Raw genomic sequence first — 11,651 nt, 5'->3', positions numbered from 1 at the left:
TCATAGGTCGCATGGATTGTACGAAATTCCCCGCAGAGGTGTAAAAGTGCGCATTTTTTTTTGGAAAAGAGATTTTAATGGAACTCTTTTCGTGTTGTGCCTATACTTGAAGTAAAATGAAATATTTTTTGATTGGGGGTGATGAAATGATTGAAAAACAGCTCGTCGGAGAAAAGGCAGCGGAGCATATTAAAGATGGCATGGTTGTAGGACTTGGAACAGGTTCAACCTTCTTTTACACGCTGCAAAAGCTCGGTCAGCTTGTAAAAGAGGGCCTTTCCTTTCGCGGAATTCCGACTTCAGTTCGTACGCAAGTGCTTGCAAAAGAAATGGGAATACCCCTAGTAGATTTCAGTGAAATTGATCGAATCGATCTTGCCATTGACGGGGCTGACGAAGTGAATCCGGATCTTGATCTTATCAAAGGCGGGGGAGGGGCCCTGCTTCGTGAGAAAATTATCGCAAAAGCGGCAAAAACGTTTGTCGTTATTGCAGATCCTAATAAAGCGGTTGAGAAGCTTGGAGGATTTCGTTTACCTGTTGAAGTAGTGCCATTTGGCTATCAACTTACAAAACAGCTGATTAGCAAAACAGGGATTGGCCCTGAATTACGAATGGCAAATAAAGAACCTTACGTTACAGATAACGGAAACTATCTTTTTGATTGCAGTATTGGATCGACCCATAATATAAAAGAATTGGAACAGAAGCTGAATATGATTCCCGGTGTTGTAGAAAACGGTCTGTTTATCGGAATGGCAGATATCCTTATCACAACAGATCATGAACAAAATGTTGTCATTAAAAATCGCAAGGAAAGCTGAATTCAATTACAGAAGGGTGGAAGCAAAAACATGTATGATGTGAAGCAATATAAGGATGAGAATTTTACCATTTATGAGCTAATTGATTCGTCAACAAATGCAAGGGTGAAAGCTGCACCTGAAAGAGGCGGGATCATTATCGGATTTGAAGTAGAAGGTAAAGAGCTGCTGTATCTAAATAAAGAAACGTTTTACAATGCTGAAGCCAACGTAAGAGGCGGCATTCCCATTCTTTTCCCGATTTCTGGCCAGCTTGAGAATGGAGAATACGAGTGGGACGGAAAAACATACAAAATGAAAAATCATGGGGTGGCGAGAAACAACTCTTGGAAAGTTATTGATACAAATTCTAACGGTGAAGCAGCCATCACGATGCGTTTGACAAGCACGGAAGAAACGAAAAATTCTTTTCCCTTTGATTTTGAAGTGATATTTACATATGCTTTAAAGAATAATACATTAACAATCCATCAGGAATACCGGAATCACTCAGATTCTGATATGCCGATTTACGCGGGCTTTCATCCGTATTTTAAGACAGCCCAAAAGGAATTAGCCTATCAAACTGATGCAAAAACCTATTTAGATTACAATGATATGAAAACAAAAGAAATAAACGGCACGATTGACCTGACAGACAAGAAAGAAGCACTAGCCTTACTAGATGCGGAAAAGAAAGATATTGTTTTTGAATTGCCGGAAATAGAAAAGAAGGTTCAATTGTCTTACGGCAGCGAGTTCGCTTACGTTGTGCTATGGACAGAAAAGGAAAACGATTTTGTCTGCGTTGAACCTTGGATGGCAAAGACAAAAGAGCTCAATAATAAGGAGGAATTGCTGTTTATTTCTCCTGGAGAAGCGCTAAAAACCTATCTCGAAATCACGGTAGAATAAAATACGGAGCCTCCTATTAGGGGGCTCCGTATTTTTGCGGCAATGAAAGGAGAAAGCTAAATTCCAGATATAATCGTAGAATCGCCGATAAAAAAGAAAAATCGCCGATATATTCAGAGAATCGCCGATAAAAGAGAAAGAAACAGGATAAGGTCGCTCGAAATCACATCGAAATCACCTAAAATCACAAGGGGAAATTCTCAGAAAACGTTTTTCTCATTATACGGTAGAAATAAGTCATACTAAAAAACACCGTCCCATTCCTGAAAGCATGAATTTATTCTTTTTGTATGAGTTATGGCATAATTGCACTATCAATTACAAAAGAAGGCGATTAAACGATGAAGTGTAAAATTAATCGGAATGCAGCAAAAGTATTAAAAAAAATGCTCGATTCTGAGGAAGCAGATGGGAAAATGATCCGCGTGTTTGTCACTCATCAGCACGGAGATCATGCCCATTATGATTTCAAGCTTGATGCGCCGACAGAGAATGACGAAGTAGTAAAAACAGACAAGGATATTGATATTCTCCTTGATAAACGTGAAGAATTCCTGGATGGTATTTGGATTCAGTACTATTATGTGCCACAAGAGGAGTTTGTCATTACCAACCCTTCAAAAGGCAGCCACACCCATTAGAAAAAACAGCAGAGAACTTTTTTCTGCTGTTTTTTCAATTGAGAAAATACCGAGCTACCTCAATTGAAGTTTCAAATTAAATTGCGTACAATATAATTGCAAACAATTAAAATGAAATAAGGAGACGATTCTAATGGCAGAAACAGTGCTAACGACAGCAGTTAAAGCAATTGGTGGAAGAGAAGGAAGAGTAGAATCAGCTGACGGCAACATTAAAATGGATATCGCGATGCCGGGAACTCCTAGAGCTCAAAAGATTCCTGAAGCAACCAATCCAGAGCAGCTGTTTGCTGCCGGATACTCAGCTTGTTTTGATGGAGCCCTGCAGCATGTGGCCAGAGCGGAACGAGTGAAGTTCGAATCCGAGGTGACTGCAAATGTTAGCCTTTTGAAAGTGGATGACGGTTTTCAGATTGCGGTAAAGCTGCAGGTAAAAGGGACGGGTGTTGATAAAGGAACGTTGGAAGAGCTCGTCCATAAAGCACATGATTTCTGTCCGTATTCCAAAGCGACTAGAGGAAATATTGACGTAACGCTTGAGATTGTAGAGTAATGAAAAAAGGTGCCGGCTTGGCACCTTTTACTTACTATTATTATTTTCGTAGTGTTTCTAATAAATTTAGCAAAATAGATTTTAACGTATCAATATCGTTGTTATTATTCCCGATTATTTCAGCGATTCGCAAGGGAACCGAGGAAGCTTTGTTTTTTAATGCTTGTCCTTTATCAGTCAGCTGAATGGTAACAGATCTTTCGTCAAACTCTGACCGCTTCCTATTTATCAAATCATGCTGTTCCATTCGTTTGAGCATGGGAGTAAGTGTTCCGGAATCTAGATAGAGCTGTTCCCCTAATTTTTTTACGCTGAGTTGTTTATGCTCCCATAATAAGAGCAGAACAAGATACTGAGGATAGGTGACATCTAATTCTTCAAGAAGAGGTTTATATTGCTTTGTCATTTCCCTTGAACTTGCATAAAGGAGAAAGCAGATCTGATTTTCAAGCCTTAAATGATCGAATTCTTTTTCCATGGATTTCACCAACTCTTTAATAGTCCTAAGGCTTAGTTAATGTATTAGTTATATTAACGCAAAAATAATCGTAAAGCCAATAGCAGATTCTTTATCGAAAGAAGATGACAATGGAATTACCTTTACAAATAAAAAAGGCACGAGAAATTCGTGCCTAATAACAAATCATTATTCCGTATATGTTTTGTCGTAAAGCATTTTGCCGGGCCAAGTGTAAGACATATGTCCACCGTCGACTGTAATTGACTCGCCTGTGACATAGGAGCTGTCATCAGATGCTAAGAATAGCACGACACCGGCTACTTCTTCTGCTCTGCCTAATCTCCCCATCGGATCCACCCATTTGTATGCTTTTCGAAATTCTTTTCCTCCTTCTTCACCCATTAGATCGTCAAGAAGGGGTGTTTCAATTGTTCCGGGGGCAATACAGTTGACTCTGATCCCGTCACGTGCATAATCGATGGCCATTGCCTTTGTCAGATTGGTAATTCCGCCTTTGGCCGCATTGTATCCTGAACGATCCAAGTCAGCGGCTAATCCAGATACAGAAGAATTGTTAATGATTGATCCGCCTTGTTCAAGCATAAGCGGGATGAAATATTTGCTTACTAAATAAGTTCCTCTAAGATCCACAGCCATTAATTTATCCCATAATTCAACCGGGTACTCATGAACTTTGCCACCTTCAGTATCTGTCCCGGCATTGTTAAACAGAATGTCTATCGAACCGAATTCTTCTTCAATTTGCTCTTTTAATCTTTTTACTTTATTCTCATCAGAAATGTCGACCTCGTATGCCTTGGCTTTTCCGCCATGCGCATTAATTCTTTCTACAGTTTCTTTCGTTTCTTCAAATTTCAGATCCGCGCAAAGAACGTTTGCCCCTTCTTTTGCAAATCGTTCGGCAGTCGCTTTGCCGATCCCTGAGCTAGCTCCTGTAATTAATGCAACTTTTGATTGTAATCTGCTCATTACTAAGGCCTCCTAGGAAAAAATATTCATGACTCGAATTGTTTTCCCGTATTCATGCGGAATAAACATAGTTGTGTACGTAACCTATAAGTTCTGCTCTCGTCTAAAAGATATGAGAGGAGGCAGTTTATGAAAAAAAGCACAGCAATTTTTTTCATTTGTTTGATGTTTGTTTTGGGAGGATGCCAGAGCGGTGGTATGCAAGAAAGCGATTCCGCCAGCATTGCTCCAGGTGGGGAGATGCAAAGCGATTCGAGCAGCAGTGCTTCTAGTGTAGAAAAGTCAGCGGAAATGAAAACGGCGGATAACCAAGACAATGCAAATGCTCCTAAGTCAGAAGAATCACAAGCTGAAGAAGGCTCTGAATCAACCGAACAAATGATTATTCATGAGGCTCAGGTTGAGGCAGAAGTAAAGAGTTATGATGAAGGCGCAAAATGGATTCTTGAACGAGTTTCTGCAGTAAAAGGCTATGTAGTCAACCAAAGCACGACACAGGAAGAGGATGACGGTAAAAGTGGAACGCTAAACATTCGAATTCCAGAATCATCCTTTCAATCGTTTTTGGATCAATTAAAAGGTTCAAGTGAGCTAAGTGTTCTGAATCAATCGGTAACAGGTCAAGACGTGACAGAAGAATACGTCGATCTAGAGTCAAGGCTTGCAGCAAAGGAAGCTGTAGAAAAGCGCTTGTATCAATTTATGGAGAATGCCAAAGGAACAGAGGACCTCTTAACCGTTTCCAATGACTTAGAGAGAGTACAGGAAGAAATCGAAAGCATGAAAGGAAGAATGAACTATTTAAAAACAAGGAGCGATATGTCCAACATCTCCCTGAGCTTAAAAGAAGACGCTCTTCCCGGCGTGACAACTACTAAGCTAAACACATGGGAAAGAACACAGCAGGAATTTATGTCATCTGTTAATGGCTTGCTCTCATTCGGTTCAACTCTGATTATCTTTTTAGCAGGAAGATCGCCAATTTTTCTGTTAATCGCTGCAATTGCTGGAGCGGCATACTATTTATTTAAAAAGAGGTTTAGAAAGGAAAGTCCGAAAGTATAATAATGTGCAGTAAGACCAGGTAAGGATAACGTCTTTAATATAAGCTTTTCAGAAGAGTAGGAAGTTCATCAGACGAAGATATCAACGAAAACAACTTAAGTCGATTGCTTAACTACTGAACTCGTTTCTGCTTAAAGAAACGAGTTCAGTTTTTTGTGTTTCTGAATCGAAATCAAAACACATAGAACCAATGAGATATCGAGATTTTTTATAAAACAACTAACTTTACTATACTTATTATTTTGTTGACGGATCCTGGAAAATACCATATCCTAATAATGAGTGAGTTATTCACTCATTATTAGAACCTAATCTGACAATAAGATTAAGAAAGGAAATATTCAAATGAGCAGAACCAATATCTTGTGGGAGCTAGTCCTGCGAAAAAGCAATCAGAGGAAAAATGCCAAAGGGCTTCAGACCAACACACCAAACGGAATTGTTGAAGGCAGTTTTGTTAAAATTGGCGGAATCGGCCAGTGGATCACTATACGAGGTGAGAATCGGAACAACCCTGTTTTGTTAATTATTCCTGGTGGTCCAGCTTCCACATATTCCATTTTCAGTCCGTTACTTCGTTCATGGGAGAAGCACTTCACTGTCGTTCAGTGGGATCAGCGTGGCGCGGGCAAGACTTTCCGCAAGAATGGGAAAGACGGCTGCGGAACCATCACCTTCGACCGCCTCGCACAGGATGGGATAGAGGTGACGAAATACTTGTGCCACAAGCTTGGTCACCCAAAAGTAATTCTTATCGGAAGCTCCGCGGGCAGCCTAATCGGAGTCATGATGGCAAAGCTTCGCCCCGATCTTTTTTATGCATATGTAGGCACTGATCAAAATGCTCCGGATCTCCAAAATCTTTCATACGAATTAACAATCAACGCACTCCGTACAGCAGGCAATACGAAGGGGGTTCAGTTGATTGAGAGAATGGGGCCGGATCAATCTCTGTGGAGTCGCAAAGACTACGACAAAAGGAACCAATATCTCGTTAAGGCTATCAAGGATGTTCCTAATATGATTATGGATCTAATCTTGCCATCTATGATCTCATCCCCGGATCATAAAATACATGATTTGATTGATATCTTTCGAGGTATGAGTTTTTCCCTGGACCACCTATATGATGAATTAATAAACTTTGATTTTAAAAAACTCGGGAAGCGGTTTGAACTGCCAATCTTTATTTTTCAAGGAGATCAAGATATTATTACTCCAACTGCAACTGCTAAAGCATATTATGACGAAATTGAAGCTCCCTTCAAAGAGTTTGTTCTAATCAAGAACGCTGGCCATCTTGCGTGTTTTGCTCAGTCTGATCAGTTCCATAATGAACTGATAAAGAGGGTACTTCCGCTGGTCAACACATTAGGCAGCTGATTGTAGAGGAAATGGCTTACCAGATTCGTGGTACAATGAAGATAAAACTTTCTTAGATCTGGAGGTTGGCAAATGTCTCCATTAAACAGACAACAGCTTGATCAAATCCGTGACGAGCGCAGAGAGCAGATCAAGCAAGCGGCGCTCAAAGTATTTGCCCGCCGAGGATATACAGGAACGAAAACGAGCATGATTGCTGCGGAAGCAAGTATTAGCGAAGGACTCATTTACCGCTATTTCAACTCCAAAAAGGAACTTTTTATCACAATTATCCAAGAAATGATGGAAGAATCGAAAAGGGAACTCGAGCACATTGAACATTTACCTGGAACACCTTTTGAACAAATTAGAAACCTAACACTAAACATGCTTGATGAAAACAATAAATTCGCCTTTATGCTAATACAGCGGTCACGGAAAGCAGATGATGTTCCGGAAAAGGTAGCGCAGATCTTTGAACAACATTCCACGAATGTTCTGATTGATCTACTGATTCCAATCTTCATTAAAGGACAGAATTCAGGTGAATTTCCCCTAGGAGAACCCCGAAAGCTGTTGACCTGGTACTTTTCCATTATTAACAGTCTTATCATACAGGATCAGGTGGATGAAGAGTATGGATTGCCTGACGTGGATGTGTTAATGCGTATATTGAAAAAATAATTTCAAATATAATACGTTGGATATGTCATTCGTTCTTCCAAAATCAAGCGCAATTGAAGAATTATTAAATCCCAATTTCTTATTTAGTACCACTTTAGAGATTGGGATTTTTCATGCTGTGAGAACCCTAAATTTAGTAAATATGATTTTATTCTGTAAGTTAGCCTTAAAAAGTCAATTAAGAATAGAATCGCGAGCCTTCTAAATTATATAAAGGCTTATTTACTGTTTTTTAGTCTGCGGAGTTTGAGCCTTTGATTATTATTTTTCATTTTTTGTAACAAAAACCACATTCAAGGTACTAAATAGTTGAAAACACCGAACCATATTCAGGCAAGGGAGAACGATTATGGAATTGGAGGAGCTGTACAAGGAAATTCAGCCAAAGGTATTTGCCTTTTTCTTCGTGAAAACCTTACATAAAGAAGCGGCAGAAGACTTAACCCAGGAGGTTTTTTATGAAGCAATTAAAGGGTTACACTCGTTTAAGCATCAATCAACCGTCGAAACGTGGCTTTTTTCAATTGCCAAAAACAGGATGAAAAAACATTACCGCACGAAGAAGTACAAGAATCAATTGGAAGCGAAAATGAGGAACGAACGAATCGAAACAGATTCACCTGAGGATCAGTTCATCATAAAAGAAACGGCAGTGAACTTGATTGGTAAAATTGCACAATTGGCAGAGCCAGAGAATGAAATTGTAATCTTGCGTGTATATGGAGAGCTGTCATTTCGAGAAATAGGCTCTATTATCGGACGAAGCGAAAACTACGCAAGAGTTACCTTTTACAGAGCAAAGCTCAAACTCCAAAAAGAAATGGAGGGATATCATGGATAAACGGACACGTTCGATTCTCGAGGACTTATTGCCGTTATATAATGAAGGGCTTTTAAGTGAGGAAACAAAAAGATGGTTTGATGAGCAAGTAGCTGATAACGAGGAAATGAAAAACCTCGTCCAAAAAGCTGCCCAGCCCTTAGACAAATTAGACGTCCAATCAACAATCGATCAAGAGAAAATGTTTAAAAGGATTCATCGCAAGCTTGCAATTTTTCAAATTATTCTCGTAGCCATCTCATTTTTACTCGCTATTCAATCCTCCTTATTAAATGAAAGCTTTGGATTTATCCTGTGGTATTCAGTGCTTGGACTTGTGACGTATCTTTTTTATAAAGATATGAAAATCGTGTTCTACATTTCGTTTCTCCCCTTATTTCTTTGGGCTGTCGCAATCCATTTGGCAAATTTTTCGAACAGCGTACCCGGTGAATTCAACATACAGCCTGCCGAATTTATATGGAATGGCTTCGTTGGATCCTTCTTCATGACATTCATTCATTTTGTATTTGCGTTAATAGGGGGGCTGATTGGCCTCTTAATTCTTAAAATAAAAGAAAGTAGCTGAGATAGGAATGAAAAAAATAATTTACATTACATTGGTTGTTGTTCTTACAGGGTTTATTTTATTTGTTTATAACGAATTTAATGGTAATCCCATCAGCAAGTATTTTTCTGAACATACCCTGAAGAAATATTTAAGCGAAAAATATCCTGAAAAAGAACTTCGGATCAATGAGGGCACGTATAACTTTAAATTTAAAGAATACGCTTATCGTGTCGTTGAAATTGGGACGGTAGATGCTGAAAAAGAGCAGAATGAGTATGAATTTACCGTAAGAGGGTTCATTATGCCGAAAGTTAATAGGGATGGAATTCGTGAAAGCATGCTCGATCAAGAGGTCATGGACCGGCTTGGTGCTGAAGGTGGAACCGAACTTTCTAAATTATTAAAGCCGAAGGTACCAGCAGTAAAAGAAGTGGAAGTTAATGTTGAAGTCCTTAAAGGGCAGCTCGATACGAATGCTCCATGGAGCAAGGATCTACCCTTTGACCGTCCGATACAAATTTATATTCTACTTCATGCGAATCAGATGAATAAGGAAGAAGTTTATCAGGCTGCCCAAACGATTCAAAAAACACTGAATGATGAAGGCTACAGCTATGAATCAAATATAAATGCCAATCAATTTGGAAGAACAGGAAGGGAAGCAGAACATGGCGCTTTGAAATATGCCGTCTATTTTGAAAAGGATACGAAGATTAAGCTTGGAGATGTTGAAGAATACAATCAATAAAGGGAACATATAAAATGCGGAATTAAGAAGTAAGTAATCTAAATGCCACCCTCTCGTCCAATAGCGTCGGGGCAAAAACGAAAATTCCAGGGCAATAGGATGGTCCTTAACGGAGAAAAAATTTGCTTTAATCAGTCAAGAAGAAAAAGAAATGCATAGATGTTGAGCGGACGATTGAATGAAATTTCAACTAAATGAATAGTTGAATCCGATGCACGGATTGGAAAATTTAGGTATAATTCACTTTGAAAATATTAATATGTAAGGAGTTAATAGCAATGCAGAAAAAAGGATGTATTAAATGCGGAAGCACAGAGGCCGGTCAGAAGGAAATTGCTACTACAGGTACTGGATTATCGAAAATGTTTGATGTACAGAATAATCGTTTTCTCGTTGTGTACTGTAAGAAATGCGGATATTCAGAATTCTATAACAAAGATGCTTCACTTGGAGGGAATATTTTAGATTTATTTTTTGGCGGATGATTGCCTTTTCTCAGTAAGCCCATTCTGGATAAACTGGAATGGGCTAGTTTTTTAAATCGCATCTATTAATTCAGGTGAGTTGTTCTTTGGTGAATTGACCTCAGACGACACCTGAAATGCTTCCATGTCTTTTGCTTCATATGGGACAAGCAGCTTTTGCAAATCTTCGATATTCTTGATTTTTGGATTTAGCCATTGTGCTTCTGTTTCAGGTGTCAATATGACAGGCATGCGGTCGTGAATCGGGCTCATTAAATCATTTGAATTCGTGGTAATAATTGTACAGCTGTAAATCATTTCACCCTTAGGAGAGTTCCATTTTTCCCAAAGTCCTGCAAAGGAAAAAAGCTTGGCGGATCTCAGCTTAATTCGCATGGGAAGCTTTGTTTTCGAATCGATTCGTTTCCACTCATAAAAGCTGTCAGCAGGTATGATGCATCTTTTGCTTTGAAGCGGTTTTTTAAAGCTTGGTTTTTGAGCCAGCGTTTCTGAGCGGGCATTAATCATTTTATAGCCAATTTTCTCATCTTTGGACCACGGAGGAAGAAGCCCCCATCTTAAATGACCCAGCCGGTTTTTTGAGCCGTCGTTAATGACAGAAAGGATTTGCTGAGACGGAGCTATGTTATAGCTTTGTACGTAGTCATATTCTAAATTGGACAGCTCGATATCAAAACGGTTCAGAATATCATCAAAATCTGAATACAAAGTGAATCTGCCGCACATCTTTATCATCCTTTGGGCTTTTTGCTTATTTTAGTACGGATAATATAGAAAAGCAAAGTTAAACTAAAGATGCTCCCATAACCGATTCTTTCGTTTACATAGATAATAAGACAGGGAAAAGGAGGGAGAGCATATGGATGTATGGATGCAGTGGATCAGTGAAGTAGGGTTTCCTATCATTGTGACCTTTTATTTGTTGCACCGCATTGAGCAGAAGCTGGATCAGCTTAACCAGTCCATCCAAAGCATTCCGGTGCGTCAGCAAGAAATTGTCGAAAATAACATGCGCGAAACATCCTAGAAAATGAAAAGAGCGACTCACGAGAGCTCGTTAAAAGAGCAGTGAGTCGCTCGGGCAATATCTTTTTCATCACTTAAAAACAACCATTGAAGATGTCTTTTAAGATGATTTCATATATAATAGAGATAATGAACTAGTGAAGCAGGTGATAGTCATGGAAGAAAAACATGGAGCTGCTCTTAGTCCGCAAAGCAGTAAGGAAAAAGATCAGCTGTTGAATCGATTAAAGCGAATTGAAGGTCAAGTCAGAGGAATCCAAAACATGGTGGAAAACGATCGGTATTGCGTAGACATCATTGTGCAAATCTCCGCAATTAATGCAGCCATGCAAAAGGTTGCGTTTCATCTGCTTGAAAATCATACGAACCATTGCGTGTCCGATGCGATTAAAAGCGGCAATGGAGAGCAGTCGATTGAAGAACTAATGGAAGTTTTTAAGAGGTTTTCGAAGCTGTAAATGTTTGAAGCATCTTTTTCGATTACCTTACAGGGGTAAAGTAATGCTGTATCAATGTAAACTGCTGGAG

16 protein-coding genes are annotated in these 11,651 nt (G+C 39.2%); 13 read left to right on the top strand and 3 right to left on the bottom strand.

All coding sequences use genetic code 11. The features are described 5' to 3' along the window. Positions 1–146 precede the first annotated feature (146 nt). The 4 genes from rpiA (at position 147) to AM592_RS12740 (ending at position 2,912) form a co-directional block, all read left to right on the top strand. Positions 147–824 (top strand): ribose-5-phosphate isomerase RpiA, encoded by a 678-nt coding sequence (rpiA, locus tag AM592_RS12755; protein ID WP_053604138.1) that lies wholly within the window; start codon positions 147–149, stop codon positions 822–824. A 30-nt stretch (positions 825–854) separates the two neighbouring features. Beyond that, a complete protein-coding gene (locus AM592_RS12750; protein ID WP_053604137.1) occupies positions 855–1,718 on the top strand; it encodes an aldose epimerase family protein in 864 nt (287 codons plus the stop codon). Positions 1,719–2,059: 341 nt separating this feature from the next. Then, positions 2,060–2,359: a heme biosynthesis protein HemY gene (locus tag AM592_RS12745; protein ID WP_053604136.1), complete on the top strand. Its 300-nt coding sequence runs from the start codon at positions 2,060–2,062 to the stop codon at positions 2,357–2,359. A gap of 133 nt (positions 2,360–2,492) precedes the next feature. Beyond that, positions 2,493–2,912 carry an organic hydroperoxide resistance protein gene (locus tag AM592_RS12740; RefSeq protein ID WP_053604135.1) on the top strand — a complete coding sequence of 140 codons (420 nt, stop codon included), beginning with the start codon at positions 2,493–2,495 and terminating at the stop codon, positions 2,910–2,912. A gap of 40 nt (positions 2,913–2,952) precedes the next feature. Here the strand turns inward: AM592_RS12740 and AM592_RS12735 are convergent, their stop codons facing one another. After that, a complete protein-coding gene (locus AM592_RS12735; RefSeq protein ID WP_053604134.1) occupies positions 2,953–3,390 on the bottom strand; it encodes a MarR family winged helix-turn-helix transcriptional regulator in 438 nt (145 codons plus the stop codon). A gap of 168 nt (positions 3,391–3,558) precedes the next feature. Further along, entirely contained in the window at positions 3,559–4,362 is an 804-nt protein-coding gene (locus tag AM592_RS12730) for an SDR family oxidoreductase (RefSeq protein WP_053604133.1), read from the bottom strand. Positions 4,363–4,491: 129 nt separating this feature from the next. Between AM592_RS12730 and AM592_RS12725 the strand changes: the two genes are divergently transcribed. From AM592_RS12725 to AM592_RS12695, 7 genes are all read left to right on the top strand, one after another. Further along, a complete protein-coding gene (locus tag AM592_RS12725; RefSeq protein WP_053604132.1) occupies positions 4,492–5,427 on the top strand; it encodes a DUF4349 domain-containing protein in 936 nt (311 codons plus the stop codon). Between the two features lie 345 nt (positions 5,428–5,772). Further along, a complete protein-coding gene (locus AM592_RS12720) occupies positions 5,773–6,810 on the top strand; it encodes an alpha/beta fold hydrolase (protein WP_053604131.1) in 1,038 nt (345 codons plus the stop codon). A gap of 72 nt (positions 6,811–6,882) precedes the next feature. Then, positions 6,883–7,473: a TetR/AcrR family transcriptional regulator gene (locus AM592_RS12715; protein WP_053604130.1), complete on the top strand. Its 591-nt coding sequence runs from the start codon at positions 6,883–6,885 to the stop codon at positions 7,471–7,473. A 349-nt stretch (positions 7,474–7,822) separates the two neighbouring features. Further along, positions 7,823–8,314, top strand: coding sequence for an RNA polymerase sigma factor (locus tag AM592_RS12710; RefSeq protein WP_053604129.1), 492 nt, complete (start codon positions 7,823–7,825; stop codon positions 8,312–8,314). Then, on the top strand, positions 8,307–8,882 hold the full coding sequence (locus AM592_RS12705) for a hypothetical protein (RefSeq protein WP_225970224.1): 576 nt from the start codon (positions 8,307–8,309) through the stop codon (positions 8,880–8,882). Before AM592_RS12710 ends, AM592_RS12705 begins: the two co-directional genes overlap by 8 nt. A 7-nt stretch (positions 8,883–8,889) precedes the next feature. Then, positions 8,890–9,612 (top strand): YfjL-like protein, encoded by a 723-nt coding sequence (locus AM592_RS12700; RefSeq protein WP_053604127.1) that lies wholly within the window; start codon positions 8,890–8,892, stop codon positions 9,610–9,612. 278 nt (positions 9,613–9,890) lie between these two features. Continuing rightward, on the top strand, positions 9,891–10,097 hold the full coding sequence (locus tag AM592_RS12695) for a zinc ribbon domain-containing protein (RefSeq protein ID WP_053604126.1): 207 nt from the start codon (positions 9,891–9,893) through the stop codon (positions 10,095–10,097). Positions 10,098–10,148: 51 nt separating this feature from the next. Here AM592_RS12695 and AM592_RS12690 read toward each other — a convergent pair whose 3' ends face one another. After that, complete coding sequence (locus AM592_RS12690; protein WP_053604125.1) at positions 10,149–10,823, bottom strand: SOS response-associated peptidase; 675 nt, start codon at positions 10,821–10,823, stop codon at positions 10,149–10,151. Between the two features lie 133 nt (positions 10,824–10,956). Here AM592_RS12690 and AM592_RS23335 point away from each other — a divergent pair, with 133 nt between their 5' ends. Together AM592_RS23335 and AM592_RS12685 are read left to right on the top strand one after the other, a co-directional pair. Continuing rightward, the gene (locus AM592_RS23335; RefSeq protein ID WP_082364012.1) at positions 10,957–11,124 is read left to right on the top strand and encodes a YvrJ family protein; all 168 of its coding nucleotides are present in this window, start codon (positions 10,957–10,959) and stop codon (positions 11,122–11,124) included. Positions 11,125–11,278: 154 nt separating this feature from the next. Then, positions 11,279–11,581, top strand: a complete 303-nt coding sequence (locus AM592_RS12685) for a metal-sensing transcriptional repressor (protein WP_053604124.1) — start codon at positions 11,279–11,281, stop codon at positions 11,579–11,581. Positions 11,582–11,651 lie beyond the last annotated feature (70 nt).

Source organism: Bacillus gobiensis (assembly GCF_001278705.1).
Taxonomy (GTDB): Bacteria; Bacillota; Bacilli; order Bacillales; family Bacillaceae; genus Bacillus; species Bacillus gobiensis.
This window is presented reverse-complemented; position numbering and strand designations above follow the sequence as displayed.

Excerpts from the sequence above, each read along its gene's own strand:
- AM592_RS12700 (WP_053604127.1), top strand. The coding sequence starts at position 8,890 with ATGAAAAAAATAATTTACATTACATTGGTTGTTGTTCTTACAGGGTTT.
- AM592_RS12705 (WP_225970224.1), top strand. The coding sequence starts at position 8,307 with ATGGATAAACGGACACGTTCGATTCTCGAGGACTTATTGCCGTTATAT.
- AM592_RS12715 (WP_053604130.1), top strand. The coding sequence starts at position 6,883 with ATGTCTCCATTAAACAGACAACAGCTTGATCAAATCCGTGACGAGCGC.
- AM592_RS12735 (WP_053604134.1), bottom strand. The coding sequence starts at position 3,390 with ATGGAAAAAGAATTCGATCATTTAAGGCTTGAAAATCAGATCTGCTTT.
- AM592_RS12740 (WP_053604135.1), top strand. The coding sequence starts at position 2,493 with ATGGCAGAAACAGTGCTAACGACAGCAGTTAAAGCAATTGGTGGAAGA.
- AM592_RS12720 (WP_053604131.1), top strand. The coding sequence starts at position 5,773 with ATGAGCAGAACCAATATCTTGTGGGAGCTAGTCCTGCGAAAAAGCAAT.
- AM592_RS12695 (WP_053604126.1), top strand. The coding sequence starts at position 9,891 with ATGCAGAAAAAAGGATGTATTAAATGCGGAAGCACAGAGGCCGGTCAG.
- AM592_RS12685 (WP_053604124.1), top strand. The coding sequence starts at position 11,279 with ATGGAAGAAAAACATGGAGCTGCTCTTAGTCCGCAAAGCAGTAAGGAA.
- AM592_RS12690 (WP_053604125.1), bottom strand. The coding sequence starts at position 10,823 with ATGTGCGGCAGATTCACTTTGTATTCAGATTTTGATGATATTCTGAAC.
- AM592_RS23335 (WP_082364012.1), top strand. The coding sequence starts at position 10,957 with ATGGATGTATGGATGCAGTGGATCAGTGAAGTAGGGTTTCCTATCATT.
- AM592_RS12725 (WP_053604132.1), top strand. The coding sequence starts at position 4,492 with ATGAAAAAAAGCACAGCAATTTTTTTCATTTGTTTGATGTTTGTTTTG.
- AM592_RS12710 (WP_053604129.1), top strand. The coding sequence starts at position 7,823 with ATGGAATTGGAGGAGCTGTACAAGGAAATTCAGCCAAAGGTATTTGCC.
- AM592_RS12745 (WP_053604136.1), top strand. The coding sequence starts at position 2,060 with ATGAAGTGTAAAATTAATCGGAATGCAGCAAAAGTATTAAAAAAAATG.
- rpiA (WP_053604138.1), top strand. The coding sequence starts at position 147 with ATGATTGAAAAACAGCTCGTCGGAGAAAAGGCAGCGGAGCATATTAAA.
- AM592_RS12750 (WP_053604137.1), top strand. The coding sequence starts at position 855 with ATGTATGATGTGAAGCAATATAAGGATGAGAATTTTACCATTTATGAG.
- AM592_RS12730 (WP_053604133.1), bottom strand. The coding sequence starts at position 4,362 with ATGAGCAGATTACAATCAAAAGTTGCATTAATTACAGGAGCTAGCTCA.